Source organism: Maribacter sp. C-4077 (assembly GCF_055378385.1).
Genome location: NZ_AP038807.1, coordinates 3,745,612 through 3,762,679 on the forward strand (window position 1 = coordinate 3,745,612; position 17,068 = coordinate 3,762,679).

At 40.9% G+C, this 17,068-nt stretch carries 12 protein-coding genes and 1 tRNA gene; 4 read left to right on the top strand and 9 right to left on the bottom strand.

Annotated features, from left to right (window positions below; translation table 11 throughout):
- Window positions 1-68 precede the first annotated feature (68 nt).
- The 5 genes from ACZ41C_RS16235 to ACZ41C_RS16255 are packed head-to-tail and all read right to left on the bottom strand — an operon-like array spanning window position 69 to window position 3,490.
- Entirely contained in the window at window positions 69-626 is a 558-nt protein-coding gene (locus ACZ41C_RS16235) for a mechanosensitive ion channel domain-containing protein (protein ID WP_138258074.1), read from the bottom strand.
- Window positions 627-629: 3 nt separating this feature from the next.
- A complete protein-coding gene (locus ACZ41C_RS16240) occupies window positions 630-1,580 on the bottom strand; it encodes a septum formation inhibitor Maf (protein WP_464562938.1) in 951 nt (316 codons plus the stop codon).
- Between the two features lie 32 nt (window positions 1,581-1,612).
- Complete coding sequence (locus ACZ41C_RS16245; RefSeq protein ID WP_464562940.1) at window positions 1,613-2,203, bottom strand: Maf family nucleotide pyrophosphatase; 591 nt, start codon at window positions 2,201-2,203, stop codon at window positions 1,613-1,615.
- A gap of 2 nt (window positions 2,204-2,205) precedes the next feature.
- Window positions 2,206-2,733, bottom strand: coding sequence for a KdsC family phosphatase (locus ACZ41C_RS16250; protein WP_272636831.1), 528 nt, complete (start codon window positions 2,731-2,733; stop codon window positions 2,206-2,208).
- On the bottom strand, window positions 2,717-3,490 hold the full coding sequence (locus ACZ41C_RS16255) for a Rossmann-like and DUF2520 domain-containing protein (protein WP_464562942.1): 774 nt from the start codon (window positions 3,488-3,490) through the stop codon (window positions 2,717-2,719). Before ACZ41C_RS16255 ends, ACZ41C_RS16250 begins: the two co-directional genes overlap by 17 nt.
- A gap of 291 nt (window positions 3,491-3,781) precedes the next feature.
- Between ACZ41C_RS16255 and ccsA the strand changes: the two genes are divergently transcribed.
- On the top strand, window positions 3,782-6,970 hold the full coding sequence (gene ccsA / locus ACZ41C_RS16260) for a cytochrome c biogenesis protein CcsA (RefSeq protein WP_464562944.1): 3,189 nt from the start codon (window positions 3,782-3,784) through the stop codon (window positions 6,968-6,970).
- Between the two features lie 285 nt (window positions 6,971-7,255).
- Here the strand turns inward: ccsA and ACZ41C_RS16265 are convergent, their stop codons facing one another.
- Entirely contained in the window at window positions 7,256-8,545 is a 1,290-nt protein-coding gene (locus ACZ41C_RS16265) for a M14 family metallopeptidase (RefSeq protein ID WP_138258080.1), read from the bottom strand.
- Window positions 8,546-8,752: 207 nt separating this feature from the next.
- Here ACZ41C_RS16265 and ACZ41C_RS16270 point away from each other — a divergent pair, with 207 nt between their 5' ends.
- Together ACZ41C_RS16270 and bshB1 are read left to right on the top strand one after the other, a co-directional pair.
- Entirely contained in the window at window positions 8,753-9,925 is a 1,173-nt protein-coding gene (locus ACZ41C_RS16270) for a trans-sulfuration enzyme family protein (RefSeq protein WP_464562947.1), read from the top strand.
- 31 nt (window positions 9,926-9,956) lie between these two features.
- A complete protein-coding gene (bshB1, locus tag ACZ41C_RS16275; protein ID WP_138258082.1) occupies window positions 9,957-10,673 on the top strand; it encodes a bacillithiol biosynthesis deacetylase BshB1 in 717 nt (238 codons plus the stop codon).
- On the opposite strand, the gene ACZ41C_RS16280 is transcribed toward bshB1, so the two are convergent.
- Both ACZ41C_RS16280 and ACZ41C_RS16285 read right to left on the bottom strand, forming a co-directional pair.
- On the bottom strand, window positions 10,670-12,691 hold the full coding sequence (locus ACZ41C_RS16280) for a tetratricopeptide repeat-containing sensor histidine kinase (protein WP_464562950.1): 2,022 nt from the start codon (window positions 12,689-12,691) through the stop codon (window positions 10,670-10,672). The genes bshB1 and ACZ41C_RS16280 overlap by 4 nt on opposite strands.
- 275 nt (window positions 12,692-12,966) lie before the next feature.
- Window positions 12,967-14,916 carry a tetratricopeptide repeat-containing sensor histidine kinase gene (locus ACZ41C_RS16285; protein ID WP_161595337.1) on the bottom strand — a complete coding sequence of 650 codons (1,950 nt, stop codon included), beginning with the start codon at window positions 14,914-14,916 and terminating at the stop codon, window positions 12,967-12,969.
- Window positions 14,917-15,261: 345 nt separating this feature from the next.
- On the opposite strand from ACZ41C_RS16285, the gene ACZ41C_RS16290 reads away from it, so the two are divergent.
- Window positions 15,262-15,337, top strand: a tRNA-His gene (locus ACZ41C_RS16290).
- Between the two features lie 171 nt (window positions 15,338-15,508).
- On the opposite strand, the gene ACZ41C_RS16295 is transcribed toward ACZ41C_RS16290, so the two are convergent.
- The gene (locus tag ACZ41C_RS16295) at window positions 15,509-17,068 is read right to left on the bottom strand and encodes a M28 family peptidase (protein WP_464562952.1); all 1,560 of its coding nucleotides are present in this window, start codon (window positions 17,066-17,068) and stop codon (window positions 15,509-15,511) included.

Here is a 17,068-nt window from a genome sequence, read left to right on the forward strand (position 1 = left end):
TAATCTCAAAGATAAAAAGATTGCATGCCCAAGACTCGATTTTACGACTTCTTTAACAGACTGGTAACTTATTTATCCGCAGCAATTTCCTCGCTTTTGTATGTCGATATCAATACCACCCCTTTTTGAAGGACCAAGTTATTGGGATAGGTAATAATTTCCCCGTTTGCCCTTCTCAAGTGAAGATGAAAGGGCTTAATATCCTCAATGACAAAAACCTCCCTCTCGGGATTGTCGGTATCCAGAATTTCTTTGTCCAGTATTCGAATGGTATTGCCAATTTTAAATGGAAAGGAAAAGAAGATGATGACCCCCGCAGTAATATTGCTCAAAATAGACCATTGCGCAAATAAGGCTACGCCGATTACTGCAAAAACGGAGGAAAGCAGAACGCCCAGATCCCGGTAGTTTACGCCCCAAATAAAGGTGAGGGCAATGATGGCCAAGGTAATCAATACGATATTGATGTACTTGATAATCAAATTGATCCGTACGGGATTAAAATCGCTCAATTTACCCACTTTCTTTACGATGGAGGTAAATATGATTTTAAAAATGAGGATAATTACAAAAAGTACAAGACTGAACAGGAGACTGCTTTTGTGATCTTCAATAAAACCTTCCATAAATTATAGACCTAAACTGTCCCGCAAATATAAATCCTTATTGTGATTCTTTTGCCAATAGGGAGCATTAATGGTCTTGATTTTAGTAGCTTTTGAAGTAAGAATTTGGGCGTCTGGGCCAAACCCACTTTTTGAGGTTTCTGACCAGCTTTCGATGGGATACGGAAAAGCATTTCCAAAGGTTATGGAAAGGCTTCTTTCCAATTCCGGATACGTAATTTCATAGGTATAAAAACCATCAGAATTTGTTAGGGTGGCTTCTGCATCATAGGCTTTTAATTCCTTGTGGCTGAGCCTAACATATTCGAGGGAAGGAATGATTTGATGGGTGCCTTGCGGCAGATTTTCCGGATCGATTTTTAGTTTGTTCCAAAGTTCATTTTCCAAAACTGTTTTTTTCAGGTTGAAATCTTGGTCGCCCTCCGATTCAAAATAGGAACGGGACATGACCTGAAACGCTTCTTTATTGTTAATTTGGGCATATACATGACCACACCACTCCTGCGCTGAAAAGGACACTTTAAGCGCATGCTGGTTGTCATAAACAGGATAGAAGCTACTGGTCATAATGGAGTAGGGGTAAATACCGGTCAGGTATTTCTTGGTGGCGTTCAATTTTAGGACCGGGACATTATCGCTAGATGCATTGTCCGCTTTGACCTGTTTGTCTTTCAAAAAAGGTTCCGTTACATAGATCATCACCGCCTTGCCTGTTCGTATTTCTCCATAGCGTGCCTGCTCCAGTTCATAGGATGTAATTTCCGCTGTGCCGGAATACCAATAGTCCTTAAATTCTTGGGATAATTTTTTTCGCGGGGATTCCGTTTCTTTTTTGGGCGTTACACTGTCTTCCTTTGTATCGTTCGCTACTTTGGAATTGCAGGACTGAAACGTCGTAAAGATGGCAGCCAAAAGGACCACCAACATTTCCAAGGTCAACCATTTCTTAAGCATAAAACGTTCTTTTCTTTAAAATTAAGGAAAATCTATCTGGAAACCATATCCAAAAGCGTTTCGTATACCAGGTTTGTAGGTAGACCCACCACGTTGGTGTAGGAACCTTGAATTTCAGAAATGCCAATAAGGCCTATCCATTCCTGAATGCCATAAGCACCAGCCTTGTCATAGGGCGCAAAATGGGTGATGTAATAATCGATTTCGGCATCGGACAGGTTCTTGAACTTTACTTTGGTGATGCTGTTTTTAATAATCTGTTCGCTATTTGTGGTAAAACATACCGAGGTAATGACCTCGTGCCAATCGCCAGATAATTTGGCAATCATGTCATGGGCCTCTTTGGCATGGCCCGCTTTGGCCAAGGAGGTGTTTTTATGCCATACCACGGTATCGGACGTAATTAAAATTTCCTTTGGACCCAATGTCCCTTCAAAAGCCGATGCCTTTAGTTTCGAAAGAAAGTCAGATATTTCCGCACCTTGAAGTACTTCGGGGTAGATTTCCTCCACAGGCTTCAACCTAATTTCAAAGTCCAGCCCCATCTCCTCCAAGAACTGTTTTCTCCTAGGCGAGCCAGATGCCAATATCAATTTGTAATCGCCAAGCTTTTCCCGTAACATCCCTAAGCGTTTGCCGCGTCAAAATTATCCATCCAGTCCCCCCGTACTTTAAGTACCTGTTCAATGACGTCCCGTGCGCATCCAGAGCCACCGTTGATATGCGAGATGTAGTCACAGATGGCCCTAACTTCCGGTACGGCATTTTGCGGGCAGGAGGCCACGCCCACCTTTTTCATGGCAGGGATATCCGGTATGTCATCGCCCATATAAAGTACATTTTTCGGATCGATTCCATAAATGTCCAAGTATTCTTCCAGAGCATCGATTTTGTGATGGGAGCCCATGTAAAAATCGGTGATGCCCAAACCTTGTAAGCGTTTTTTCACGCCCTCGTTGGTACCGCCAGTGATGATACATATATTGTACCCTTTATCGATGGCGACCTTTAGTGCGTATCCGTCCTTTACGCTCATTTTTCGGAGCATTTCCCCCGTGGTGGTCACCAGGACACTACCATCGGTCAAAACGCCGTCCACATCAAAGATAAATGTGGTAATATCCTTTAAGTACTCCTTATAGCTTTTCTTCATTTTCGTTTTGGTTGGATGCCTTTATCGCATTGCTTATTAGTTTATATAGGGTCCTATGCTTTTCATCGGTTAACAAAGTAAGGTGTCCGTGCAAGGTCTTTAAATCGTTACGAATGGCCGGGCCTGTTTGTGCAGCTTTGGGGGACAAAGTTTCTATTTTGGCAGCGGTTTCCTGTATCAAAGGATACAGTATTGAAAAATCCAAGTCATTTTCATCGCAAATTTGCTTTCCGATGGTATACATATAATTGGTAAAATTATTCACAAATACAGCGGCCACGTGCAACACTTTTCGTTGGGCGGAATCAATATGCTGAACGTTATCGCTAATTTTTCTCCCCAAGGTTTCCAATAGCTCCATGTCCTTTTCATTGAAAACTTCAAGACACATGGGAACAGTTTTAAAATCAATGATCTTTCCTGCGGTAAAGGTCTGTAGGGGGTAGAAAACACCCCTTCGTTCATGCTTTGACAGGGCATCCAGACCAACGCTTCCGGAAGTATGCACTACCATTCCTTCTGCGTTCAGGGCATCGGACACTTCCTGTATGGCATCGTCCTTCACGGCAATGATGTAGATATCGGCCTTCGGTATATCCATCCAATCCAAAACAACATTGACTTTGCCCTCAAAATGGGATACGCAGGCCTCTGACCTGCCAAGGACTCCTGCCAGATGTATTTTGGGAACACCATGCAATGCCGATGCCAAATTTTGGGCCACGTTCCCAGTTCCTATAATGACTACGGAAATCATTCGGCGAAAATACAAAGAATTGCTTGGAGATTTTATGGGTAAACTGTTGTAGTTCCTTCGTTCCGTGGGAAGCTTCCTGAAAGTGTTTTAATACCAAGAGCCAATTTTTCGAAAATAATTATGCTCTTTGGGACAGCCAAACTATAGGAAATATGGATGTGATTCTCACCTGTATAGGCTTATGTCGTTCCTAGAAAATTAACATTTTTGTTACACTATTCTCCATGGTTATCGTTTAAAAAAAGTGTAAAAGGACGTATTTTTGCGACCTGAAAACCATTGTCTTCTTACATGACAGATCTGTTAAAGAAAATTTTCTTCTCCACCCGTTTGATGTCCGTTTTGTTTATCGTATTTGCCGTGGCCATGGCATTTGGGACTTTTATTGAAAGTTGGTATAGTACCGAAACGGCCCGAATCTGGATATACAATACCACCTGGTTCGAGGTTATTATGGTCTTTTTTGTAATCAACTTTATTGGGAACATTGCGCGTTATCGCTTGTTGCGAAAGGAAAAATGGCCCGTTCTGGTCCTGCATTTGTCTTGGATTTTGATTATTGTTGGTGCATTTGTAACCCGATATATCAGCTACGAGGGCATGATGCCCATCAGGGAAGGGGAAACGGAAAATGTGTTCTTTTCGGATAAGACCTATCTGACGGCGTACATCGAAGGTGATATCAATGGAGAGCCCAGAAGGAAAACCATGGAGGATGATTTGATCGTAACCCCAGAGGCCATAAAATCCAATTTGCCATGGACCGGTGACTTTAACGGCCAGGAATTTACCATTTCCTACGTTGATTTTATTGAGGGTGCCAAAGAAGGCCTAATTCCGGGACCGACAGGGAATACATACCTAAAAATCGTGGAAGCAGGCGATGGTCAGCGACATGAGCATTTTTTGGAGAATGGTAAGGTCATGAGCATTCACGGTGTGCTGTTTTCCTTGAACAATGAGACCGATGGGGCCATAAACATTTTCACCGATGGCCCCGAATACCGAATATCCTCTCCGTTTCAAGGAAGTTTTATGCGTATGGCAGACCAGTTTCAAGGACAATTGGTCCAGGACAGCGTTCAAAAACTACAACTGCGTTCGCTCTACAATACGGCCAATATGCAGTTTGTCATCCCCGATTCCTTGGTACAGGGAACCTACGGCATTGTAGAAATACCCGAAGCCGAAAAAATGGAATTCGATTTGGATGCGCTTGTACTTTCCGTATCCAGTAATGGCGAGACCAAGGAAGTAAAGGTGTTGGGAAGTAAGGGGCAGACCCAGTTCAGCGATAAATTCAACGTTGGGGGCTTGGATTTTGCCCTGCGATATGGCTCAAAAATATATGAATTGCCCTTCGCCATACAACTCAACGATTTTATAGCCGAAAAATATCCTGGAACGGAGAACGCCTATGCCTCCTTTATGAGCAAGGTGACCATAAAGGATGAAAGGCCCTTTGATTATGATATTTACATGAACCACATTTTGGACCATAAGGGATACCGATTTTTCCAGGCCAGTTTTGACCCGGACGAAAAAGGTACCCGACTTTCAGTAAACCACGATTTTTGGGGCACTTGGATTACCTATGTAGGGTATTTTCTGCTGTATATTGGCTTAATGGGGATTATGTTCTTTGGGAAAACCCGCTTCAAGGACTTGGCGGAATCCTTGGACAAATTGAAGGAAAAAAAGAAAAAGATACTTACGGTCTTTATACTGTTAATTGGGCTATCTGGTTCCTTACAAGCGCAGGAGCATACTGCGGACGATGGCCATGACCATACCCAAGCACCCACCCAACAACAAATAGATTCCCTCATAAAATCCTCCATGGTGGCCAAGGAACATGCGGATAAATTCGGGAAATTGGTGATTCAGGATGAAGGCGGAAGGATGAAGCCCGTCAACACCTTTTCTTCGGAATTACTCCGGAAGTTGAGCCTTAAGGACACCTATTTAGGGTATAGTTCAGACCAAATTTTTCTTTCCATGATCATGAACCCCGCAGTTTGGTACAATGCGGAGTTTATTGCCTTGGACAAAAAGGCACAAAACGATAGCATCCGAAAAATTATAGGAATTCCGCAAGGGCAGAAATACGTAAAGGCGACCGATTTTTTTAATCCGGACGGGACGTACAAGCTGGAGCCCTTCTTAAGGGAGGCAACAGCTACAAATAACCCCAACAAGTTTGAACAGGATTTCAAGGATGCCAACATCCGTTTGAGTCTATTGAATCAGGCCTTAGGTCAGGATATCGTTAAAATTTTCCCGCTGTTGAACGATGAGAACAACAAATGGATATCGGCAGTGGAATATCGCGGGGGACAGATCCAGATTCAGGATTCCCTATATGCCAATTTTGTCAAGAATGCCATGCCCTACTATTTGATGACCTTAAGTAAAGCGCAGCAAACGGGAGATTATGGCGAAGCAGATCGACTTCTGGCCGCTTTCAAGCAAAATCAGGTAAACAATGGTAGTGAAGTTTTACCATCGGAAAGAAAAATCAACACCGAAGTTATTTACAACAAGCTGAATATTTTTAATCGGCTGTATCAGTATTATGCCTTGGTTGGCGTACTTTTCTTTTTGATTCTCATTTTTCAAATTTTTAAAGATCGTTCAATCTGGAGAATTGGGGTCTATTTTTTCAAAGGTGTCATTTATTTATTCTTTTTGTGGCATACCGCAGGTTTGATTTTGAGATGGTATATCTCCGGCCACGCGCCATGGAGCGATGCCTATGAAAGTATCTTGTATGTTTCCTGGGCAACGATGGGCATGGGCTTATTGTTTGGTAGAAAAAGTAATATGACCATTGCCGCATCGGCCTTTGTAACCTCCATGCTCTTATGGATAGCCCACCAGAGTTGGGTGGACCCTTCCATTGCCAATTTGGTTCCCGTATTGGACAGTTATTGGTTGATGATACATGTGGCGGTCATTGTTGGCAGCTATGGTCCTTTGACAGTGGGGATGATCTTAGGGGTGGTTTCTTTGATCTTGATTCTGTTGACCAATAAGAAAAATCGCGAACGTATGGATATCAATTTGAAGGAACTCACCATCATCAATGAGCTTTCGTTGACGATAGGTTTGGTCATGCTGACGATTGGGAACTTCTTAGGGGGTCAATGGGCCAATGAAAGTTGGGGCCGTTATTGGGGCTGGGACCCTAAGGAAACGTGGGCCTTGATATCCATTATGGTCTACGCCTTTGTCATCCACACACGATTGGTTCCCGGGCTAAGGGGAAGGTGGACCTTTAATTTTTTGAGCGTCGTTGCCTTTGGTAGTATCATGATGACCTATTTTGGTGTGAACTTTTATTTGGTGGGACTTCATAGCTATGCGAGTGGGGCACAGGTGATTACACCAACCTTTGTGTGGTATACGGTTGCTGGCGTTTTGGCCTTGGGAGCACTGAGTTACTGGAGGTATCAGGTGAATTACGCCAAAAAAAAGTAGGTGCTATCATGAAGCTGTTGATACACGGTGCGACTGGAAGAATATCTAAATATATAGTTTGACCGACCTTGGAGCAGGTATATAGTCAAAACCATGCAATATTGAACAAAGGATAGAAGAGAAAATCTCAAATTCCAAATCACAGAATACCGCTTAGTTTTTAAGCTAAAGTTGTTATTGGTTTAAATAAATCGTTTATAATTATAAAATTTACAAAAATCCATTTCGAACAACGAACAACGAACAACCCATGCCCCGAGCGTAGTCGAAGTGAACAACCAACAACTATTCCTTCTCCAACAACAACCGCATTATCTCCTCAGCGGCAACCTTTCCTTTCTCCTTTAGAAAATCCCGGGGCGTGTTATCGCCCAGTTCAAAAACGATGGCCGGCATGCCATGGTGTACATAAAAGTAATTTCTGGAAACCATGGTCGGTTTGATTTTATCGGAGGGGGCAATGTTCGTCCTTTTTTGAGGGAGTCGGGTTGAAATGCTTTCGATCCAATCGTAAACGATCTTTCCTTTTTGTCCGATGACCGTGCTGTCAATTGGATAATAGATATCGTCCCAAGTTGAGTGAAAATCGGCCCCAAAAACGAATTCGTAGCCCTCTTCATTTTTTTTGTTCAGAAAATCGCGCACGCTTCTTGTTTCCGGCTGATTGAAATTTTCCCAATCGCGATTCAGGTCAATACCGCCCATGTTATGACGCCAATGTCCGTTGTCCACGCCATCGGGATTCATAAGCGGTACGGCGAAAATATCAAACTTTTCCCTGAAAGTCTTTGCCTGTTCCGTATCACTGGATATGGTTTCCATAAAGGATTTCATCACAAGGAATCCAGTAACTTCCGGCGGGTGTTGTCTGGAGATGATCATCAATGCTTTCTTGGTACTTGGATATTCCTTGATCTCCATGAGCTGGATAGCACGGTTTTCGTGGGATTTCCCAATTTCATAATTGGTAATGAAGGGTTTAACGGAGAGTGAATCTACCCATTCCTGCACTCTTTTGGAAGTATAAAGTTCTTGGGCCGATATCCAAACGGGTTCATTACCAATGGTTAAGGTAATTTCAGCAAACTCGGGTGCCGCTTTGATGCCAAACTCCCCTTCGCCCGGATTTATTACCTTGTAGTTGGTACTGTCCAAAACCTTAAAATGGATACCATCTGAACTGATTTTGGGATAATACCTACTTCTTGAATCCTGATAGGAAAGTTTAATGGTGATTTCCCTGGGCTTACCGGTCCAAACTTTGAAGGAATACCAAGGACTCACGTTTATGGGCGTATTCTCTGCAGTTATCCAAATGGTGTAATGGTCGTTACCGTCTTCGGCCACACCGTTCAATCGGGCACCATCAAAATCGTTCGAAAAGTAGGTTTGATTTTCCATGGACCAGATGCCCTTCCATTGTTTTTGTACCGGTCTGTTTACGGTAGGCACGACAGGGCTGACACCTTGTCCTTGATAGCCGGAAGTTGATTTTTGGGGGACTACGGTCGCGGTATTTTTACAGGAAATGATTACCGAAAAAAGGATGAGAATTGCAAGTAATTGGGTCTTCATAAAGTAAGGCATATGAATCATTGTAGAAAATTAGCAGATTTTATTTTTGGTTGAAAGGTATTTTAAAAAAATCGAACCAAAGTTTGTCGGCTTTTATTTGCTTAAAGTGTTTCAGGGAGTAGTTTTGATCTTGAGTAAGCGCGTAAACTGCGTCGACTAAGTTTCACCTTCATTTCGTAACTTTAGCAATTCATTAAACTAGGAACAATGGATAAAAGAGGTAAAGGCTTGAATACAATTTGTACACACGTGGGAGAATTGGAGGATACCAAATATAAAGGCGCGGTTTCCCCCTTGTATATGAGTACTTCGTATGCGTTTGATGATGTAGATGTTAAGCGATACCCTAGGTATTTTAATACCCCCAACCAGGAAGGTCTTTGTAAAAAGATCGCCGCATTGGAACATGCGGAGTCGGCCTTGATTTTTGGAAGCGGAATGGCTGCGGTAAGTACGGCCCTCTTGGCATTCCTTAGGGCAGGGGACCACATTGTTTTACAACAGACCTTATATGGGGGCACTTATAATTTGGTGACCGAAGAGTTCGATAAATATGGTATTTCCTATTCCTTTACAAAAGGATGGGAGCCTAAGGATTTTGAGAACGAAATTAGGGAAAACACCAAGGTGCTTTATATAGAAACACCCTCGAATCCCTTGTTGACAATAACCGATATAGAAGGTGTGGCCGCCATAGCGAAAAAACATGGCATCGTTTCCATGATCGATAATACATTTGCCAGTCCGGTGAACCAAAATCCGATAGATTTTGGCATCGACGTGGTCATTCATAGTGCCACCAAATACATGGGCGGTCATTCGGATATCTGTGCGGGTGCCGTAGCCTCTACCAAGGAACATATGCATCGCATATTCCATTTGGCCAAAAACTTTGGAGGTAGCCTTAGTGATTACACGGTTTGGTTGTTGGAAAGAAGTATAAAGACGATGGGGCTCAGGGTCCGGGCCCAAAACGAAAATGCTTTGGCAATGGCCCAGTATCTAGAAGCCCATGTGGATATTGATGCAGTGTATTATCCCGGGTTGACCATCCATAAGGACCATGAACTTGCCAAGCGGCAAATGAAAGGCTTTGGGGGAATGCTTTCTTTTGAATTGAAGCCCTATTTGGATGCCTCGCTTTTTCAGAAATCCCTAAAAATAATCAAATCCTCCATGAGTTTGGCAGGTGTGGAAAGTACGGTACTTTCACCAACCCAGACGAGCCATGCCCTGATGAGTGCCGAAGTAAGGGCAGAACAAGGCATCAAGGATGGGTTGATTCGATTTTCAGTAGGAATCGAGGAGCCGGAAGATCTAATTGCGGATATTGAATATGCCATTAAAAAAGTCAAGAAAGAGACTAAAACGACCGTTTGATATTTTTAAAAATCCAAAAAGGCACTTATAAATGAAATTAGATATTTTGGTATTTGGAGCGCATCCGGACGATGCTGAACTTGGTGCGGCCGGGACCATAGCCAAGGAAGTCTCCAAAGGCAAAAAGGTAGGCATTGTGGATTTGACCCGAGGTGAGTTGGGAACTCGGGGTACTGCAGAAATTAGGGACAAGGAAGCTGAAAATGCCAAAAACATTTTGGGAGTTTTGGTCCGGGAGAACCTAGGCTTTCGTGACGGGTTCTTTGTAAATGACGAGGCACATCAATTGGAGGTTATTAAAATGATTCGAAAGTACAGACCTGAAATAGTCCTATGCAATGCCATAAATGACCGACATATTGACCATGCCAAGGGAAGTGAATTGGTGAGCCATGCCTGCTTTTTAAGCGGACTTATAAAAATTGAGACCCTTCTTGATGGTAAGGTTCAAGAAAAGTGGCGTCCAAAATTGGTATATCATTATATCCAATGGAAAAACCTGATACCTGATTTCGCAGTGGATATAAGCCTATTCATGGGAAAGAAAACAGAAGCCATTTTGGCGTATTCCTCCCAGTTCCATGACCCAAAGAGCAAGGAGCCGGAGACGCCCATCAGTAGCAAGACCTTTATTGAAAGTGTGCGCTACAGGGCTCAAGATTTGGGCAGATTGATCGGGGTGGATTATGCCGAAGGTTTTACCGTAGAGCGTATGCTGGCCGTAGACTCCCTTGATTCCTTGATTTAGGCCGTTTTCTTGTATTGTTTTTTGGCTTTTGGTATGGTGAAGTAAAAGCTGGATCCTTTGTGGATGGAGCTATCCACCCAAATGTTACCATGATTTTTTTCAACCATTTCCTTGCACAGTGACAAACCAAGTCCGGTACCTTTTTCATCATTGGTTCCATAGGTAGTATGGGAATTGGCCTGGTCGAATATTTTTCCAATGGTTTCCTTGCTCATACCTACACCATTATCGCGTACAAGAATTTCCCAGTGTCTGGCTTTTTCGGCTGCGCTTATGGTTACCATACCGTCCTTAGGAGTGAATTTCAAGGCATTGCTGATCAAGTTGCGGATTACAATATCAATTTGGTCACTATCGCACCAAGTCAGTGTATTGGACTCTATTCTGTTGATAAGCCTTATGGATTTATTGTTTGCTACTTCTGAAAGCAAGGCTATATTTTCGTTAACTATACTTTCTATGGCCGTGATTCCAGGTTTCGTATGGGCCCCATTCATTTGGGTTTGTCCCCAAGAAAGTAAATTGTTGAGCGTAAAGGCGATATTATCTATATCCGATTTCAATTTGGGTACAAAGCCTAAAAACTCTTCCTTGGACATGTCACCTTCCTTAAACAATTTGATCAGCCCTTGGAAAGCTCCAATGGGGCCTCTGAGGTCATGACCAATGATTGAAAAAAGCTTGTTCTTGGTCTGGTCGACCTCGTACAAATACTTTTCCTTTCTTTCTAAATCTTCTTGTTTTAAAATAAGTTCCTTATTCAACTCCTTCTGAATTTTAGCATTACGTTTAATTAGGGCTGTTATGAACAAGAATATTATTAAAACAATTAAGGTGGCATATACATAGTTCTTCTGTTTGGCCAAAGCCTCCTTATTTTCAAGGATTAACTGCTCCTTCTGACTCTCATACGCTATTTTGGTTTTTAACATCGTAAGTCCCTTTTTACTTTCCTTTCTGGAAATTTTTCCGGACACCTCATTGAAAATTTCATGGTACTCTAGTGCCATTTTATAGTCGCCTTTATTCTTGTATATTTCATACAATAATTCAGCACCTTCCTCTATTCCTGATAAAGCATCCAGATTTAAGGAATGGTCGTAAGCCTGCTGTGCGTATATTGTTGATATACTATCATTTCCCAATTTCAGATGTGCTTTTGCCATTCCCGTCAAAAGCTGTATTTCCTCCCTTAAATCGTCTAACCTATCATGAAGGATTTCACTTTGAGCATACCAATATAAGGCCCATTTATTCTTCTGCTGTTTTAAGTACACTTTACCCTTTACCTGGTATGCATAGGCGAGCCAATCCCTGATACTGTTATTCTCAAAGGTTTTTATGGCACTATTTATATTGAACATGGCAAGTTCCAATTTTCCCATATCGGCATAGGCCGAGGCCATATTGCTCATGGTTTCAGCCATGATGATTGCATCTCCTATTTTTTCGTTGATTTTTTTGACCTTTTCATAATAGAACATACCTTCTTCAAAATCCTTTTGGGAAATATAGAGGTTGGCAATATTTTCGTTGATTATGGATAACATCTTTTGATTTTCAAGATATTCTGCCAGTTCAATGCATTCAAGGTATTTGCTTAGGGCAAGGTCATAATCACCCTTATAGTCAAATTGTTCGCCTATGGTATTGAGAATTGTTAAGCGTAAGGTATCGTCCTTTTCAACAAAACTGATATCCAAGGCCTTTTGCAAGTTGCCCAAGGACTCATCATATTTGCCCTTGTCTGAATAAAATGTTCCTAAACCTAGGTAAGCATTTGCCTTACCGATTTCATAGCCTATTTTCTCACTTATTCTAAGCCCTTCCTCTGATAGTAATTTAAGGCTGTCCAGATTGAAATACCGCTGCTCTAGACCTAATTCCAATAACAATTCTACATACTCAGTATTTTCTTTGGACGATTTTTGAAACTTTGAAATTCCAATCAATAGGGAATCCTTGTAAGACATTTGGGCAAGTGCACCATAAGTAAAGAAAATAAATAGTAGAAGCACTCCTCTTATATAAAAGGCTTTGCTGTCGTAGTTCTTAAAGGGTTTAAATTTATAAATCACCTGAATTTGCTCATACAAAATGTGAATTTACAATGCCTTTACCACATGTCTCATTTTTTGTTGTGAACTATCAATTTTTGTGTGTTTTATCTTGAATTTATGTAATTCATCGATAGTTTGAAATTTCTACATCTAAATATTATTTATATTACTAATAAAGTAAAGCCTTTAAAGATAAAACGAAAATGCATCCTAAAGTTGGAAATTTTAGGTGATTAAGTACAGGGCCGCAAACTTACTTTGAAAGTTGTGCCCTTATTTATTTCACTTTCCACCCAAATATCACCATTATTTTTTTCGACCATTTCCTTGCAAAGCATCAGCCCAAGACCAGTACCTTTTTCGTCGTTCGTACCAAAAGTTGATAAATGTTCCTTGTAGTCCCATATCTTTTTAATATTGTCTTCGCTAATGCCAACACCGTTATCCTTAACTTTAATCAACACCTTGTCTTTTGATATTTCTCCATCAATAAAAATTTTTCCGCCTTCATGTGAAAATTTAATTGCATTGCTTATTAAATTTCTAAAGACAATTTCAAAATGGTTCAAATCCATTTTGGCACATAAATTATCTGGTATAGAGTTGATAAGTTTAATTCTTTTGTTTTTTAGATTTTCATTAAAAATCTTGGAGATATCTTCGACTTCATTTCGTGCTAGAAGATTTCTTGGTACCATACTTGATCCCTTCATTTGTGTTTGACCCCAATTCAAAAGGTTGTCCAAAGTAAAATGAATATGTTCAAGGTCCTTCTGTAATTTAGGTCCAAATCTCCTGAACTGACTTTCACCATTTTCTTCATTTAGGGAGACATCCAACAAACCCTTCAACGATATGATAGGACCTCTAAGATCATGACCCACAATGGAAAACAATTTATCTTTTGTTTGATTTGTTAGGTGTAATTCTCGCTCGTTGTCGGCAAGAATGGTATTTAATTTTTTTCTTTTTTTACTGGATTTCTGAATAAAAAAAATAACGACTATTGCCATTATTAGTGATACCAATGACCAACCTATGTATTTTTTTTGGGTATTTATGGTGGCCAGATTGGTTTCTTCAAGTCTTGACCTTTCCTCCTCAAAGGCCAACTTTGCCTTTAGCATGGAGAGATTGGTCTTATTTTGTTCTTTGGAAATGGAGTCAGAGTAGGCTTCGGCACTTTCCAAATATTTAAGGGAGTCTTCAAAATCACTTTCATACTTTGCCAACTTATAGAGTATGCGAGAACACTTTTCCAGGCCAGATCTTAATTTAAAGGATTTGTATAAATCTAGGCTTTTAAGGGCAAATTCCTTCGAAAGGGCATAATTACCTAGTTCGTAATGAACTGACGCAAATCCAAAATATAAATCCGAAATACCTTTTTTATCCCCACTTTTCTGATATTCCTTTTCGGCTTTTTCATAAAATTCCAATGCTTTGTCATATTCCTTATTTAAACTAAATACTTCACCGGTAGTCAGATAATTGAACGCAATGATTGTTGAAAAGTTGGTTTTTTTTGCAAGTTCAAGACCTTGCTTTAAATAATCCTTTGCTCTATCCAAATTATTTTTCCGCATATTCAGATAGCCAAGATTTGATAGAATAATACCATGGATGTGAACTGGCGTTTCTTGATCGATAACTTTTCTTGCAGCGTCATAATAAAGCATTGATTCGTTATAATCTCCCAATAATAGGAACATTGTACCCAAATTGTTGTTAATACGAACCAATTCGTTTAAATTTTTGGTTTTTTCAGCCAAATAATTGGCCATGAGGAAGTTTTGAAAGGCCTTTGGATGATCTGATTGTATGAAGTGGGCTTGGGCAATATCATTATATATTTTTATGCCCAAATCTGGGTATTTGGACAAGCTTGGATGGTTTGAAATTCCTAAATTTATTTCCAAGGATTTCTTGCTGTTCCCTTGATACAACTCGTAGCTGGCCAGATTGTATGTGGAATACAATACACCTCTTTCATAGTTGATTTCCTTGCTTAGCTCCAAAGCCTGTAAGGCGATGATTTGAATGGAATCCGATTTTCTATAGCGCAGTTCTTCCGCTCGTTTGTTGAGCTCCAAAATATAAATAGTGTCCTTAAGTATGGAAGGTATCTTTTGTGAGTATACAGCTATGGAAATAAATAGGAACAGAAATGTAGTTTTAAGCATTTTTGAACTTTTCATCCTGTTTAATAGTTAAATGGATATTGATACGTGTGTGAACGAAAAATACTAAAATTTTACTTTTATTTTATTCTTGAACGTATATAGAGTTTGTAATAGATTGGCTTTTGATTAGTGTTACTTTATAAAAAAAATCAGTTAGAAGGTAAATTCACCATCGTATTAATTTGTCAATTTCTCTTACTCTAGTGCACAAGTTTTTAATGGTTGAATTAAAACCTGATAATAGTAAGTATAACTTAATCTTTTTGTACGATCAACAATATTTTAAAGTAGATTTTCTTTTGATAAGTAGAAGAAAAAAAATTACCTTTGCCACCGCTTATAAATGGTGGTTGTAGCTCAGCTGGTTAGAGCGCTGGATTGTGGTTCCAGAGGTCGCCGGTTCGAACCCGGTCTTCCACCCAAAAAGCATTTTAAACTCGCCCTGTACATGATATGTCCGGGGCTTTTTTGTATCCTGAATGTAGGGTAAGAAGCCTGTGTAGAGCAAGGAATGCCCAGATTCCAGTCTTTACTTTTTAAAAGAAAAAGGCCGATAATAACTATCGGCCTTTAACTTAAATCTTAAACTTCCTTAATCCGAAGCCTTATCGACAACAACGGGATTGGCCCTGTTTGCCAATTCCCATGCCGTATAGAAAATCAGTCGGGTTCTGTTCTCCAATAAATCATAGTTTATTTTGTCCGGAGTGTCACTAGGCCTGTGATAATCGTCATGTGTTCCGTTAAAATAGAAAATTATGGGAATGTTGTTTTTGGCAAAATTGTAGTGATCGCTTCGGTAATAAAATCGATTGGGGTCGTTTTCATCGTTATAGGTATAATCCAATTCCAATTGGGTGTATTTGGAATTCACTTCCTCGGAAAGCTCATGTAGTTCCGTACTCAATTTATCGGAACCAATGAGGTAGATATAATTTCTATCCCCATCCCGCTTAGGGTCTATTCTTCCCACCATGTCAATGTTCAAATTCGCAACTGTCTGGCCTAGGGGAAAAATGGGCTCTACATCGGTATAATATTCAGAACCCAAAAGGCCCTTTTCTTCTCCGGTCACGTGCAAGAAGACCACAGACCTACTCGGTCCATTTCCGTCTTCCTGAGCTTTTTTAAAGGCTTCCGCAATTTCCAAGAGCGCCACGGTTCCAGACCCGTCATCGTCCGCGCCATTGTTGATCTCGCCCTCTTCGGTAATTCCTATATGGTCCAAATGCGATGAAATGATAATATATTCATTGGGTTTCTTGCTTCCCTGTATAATTGCCACTACGTTCTCCGAATCTACCTCCTCGTTGGAACTTTCAAATGCCAATGTTGCTTTTGAGTCTAATTCCATGGGCGTTTGGTCTGTTTCTATAGATGGTAAAATCGCTTTTGCCAACGTACCATCGATAAACAGACTTGAAAAGTCATTTTCCTGAAGGTCCTTAAGGCTCATTCTGCCACTATTACTGTTTCGCATATAGTCGAACCGACTTTTAAATCTTGGGTAATTATCGGCATCGTAGTAAAGTACGCCAATAGCTCCCTTGTCTTCGGCCAATTGGAAGCGTTTTCCAAGTGATTCCGACATGTTGCTCCAAATCGATTTTTCAGAGGTACCGGAAATCGTGTACGTACCGTCCGAGTTCATGGGCTCCCCGGTTTTCATCAATACCAACTTGCCGGCAATGTCCATTCCCTGGTAGTCAGAATAATTATCGTCCTCGATACCGTATCCTACATATACAATTTCATTGTCCCCGGATTGGGCTTTTGAAAAGGTAAGTACGTGCTCGCCCAAAAGATAATCGGAAGTGTCGATGCTTAACTTGCCAACGGGAATATTGCTGATTTCAATGGGTACTTTCTGAAAGTAATCACCATTGGACTGGGCGGGAGGAATCTCCAAATTCTCATATTCCGCTTTAAGGTAGGCAATGGCCTTTTTTTGTCCGGGTTGTCCGGTTTCCCGGCCTTCAAATTCATCGGAAGCGTAAATGTACAAATGCTCCTTCAATTCGGCCACTGTTATTGTTTCCGCATAGACTTTAGGGTCGACGGGTCCTTTTGAAATGGTTTCCGTGCTTACTGTCTTCTGTGAGGAATTACATGCGGCCAAAAGGACCGCCACCAACCAAACTAATTTTCTCAT

Excerpts from the sequence above, each read along its gene's own strand:
- ACZ41C_RS16270 (WP_464562947.1), top strand. The coding sequence starts at position 8,753 with ATGGATAAAAGAGGTAAAGGCTTGAATACAATTTGTACACACGTGGGA.
- ACZ41C_RS16265 (WP_138258080.1), bottom strand. The coding sequence starts at position 8,545 with ATGAAGACCCAATTACTTGCAATTCTCATCCTTTTTTCGGTAATCATT.
- ACZ41C_RS16235 (WP_138258074.1), bottom strand. The coding sequence starts at position 626 with ATGGAAGGTTTTATTGAAGATCACAAAAGCAGTCTCCTGTTCAGTCTT.
- ACZ41C_RS16255 (WP_464562942.1), bottom strand. The coding sequence starts at position 3,490 with ATGATTTCCGTAGTCATTATAGGAACTGGGAACGTGGCCCAAAATTTG.
- ccsA (WP_464562944.1), top strand. The coding sequence starts at position 3,782 with ATGACAGATCTGTTAAAGAAAATTTTCTTCTCCACCCGTTTGATGTCC.
- ACZ41C_RS16250 (WP_272636831.1), bottom strand. The coding sequence starts at position 2,733 with ATGAAGAAAAGCTATAAGGAGTACTTAAAGGATATTACCACATTTATC.
- ACZ41C_RS16285 (WP_161595337.1), bottom strand. The coding sequence starts at position 14,916 with ATGCTTAAAACTACATTTCTGTTCCTATTTATTTCCATAGCTGTATAC.
- bshB1 (WP_138258082.1), top strand. The coding sequence starts at position 9,957 with ATGAAATTAGATATTTTGGTATTTGGAGCGCATCCGGACGATGCTGAA.
- ACZ41C_RS16245 (WP_464562940.1), bottom strand. The coding sequence starts at position 2,203 with ATGTTACGGGAAAAGCTTGGCGATTACAAATTGATATTGGCATCTGGC.
- ACZ41C_RS16240 (WP_464562938.1), bottom strand. The coding sequence starts at position 1,580 with ATGCTTAAGAAATGGTTGACCTTGGAAATGTTGGTGGTCCTTTTGGCT.
- ACZ41C_RS16295 (WP_464562952.1), bottom strand. The coding sequence starts at position 17,068 with ATGAGAAAATTAGTTTGGTTGGTGGCGGTCCTTTTGGCCGCATGTAAT.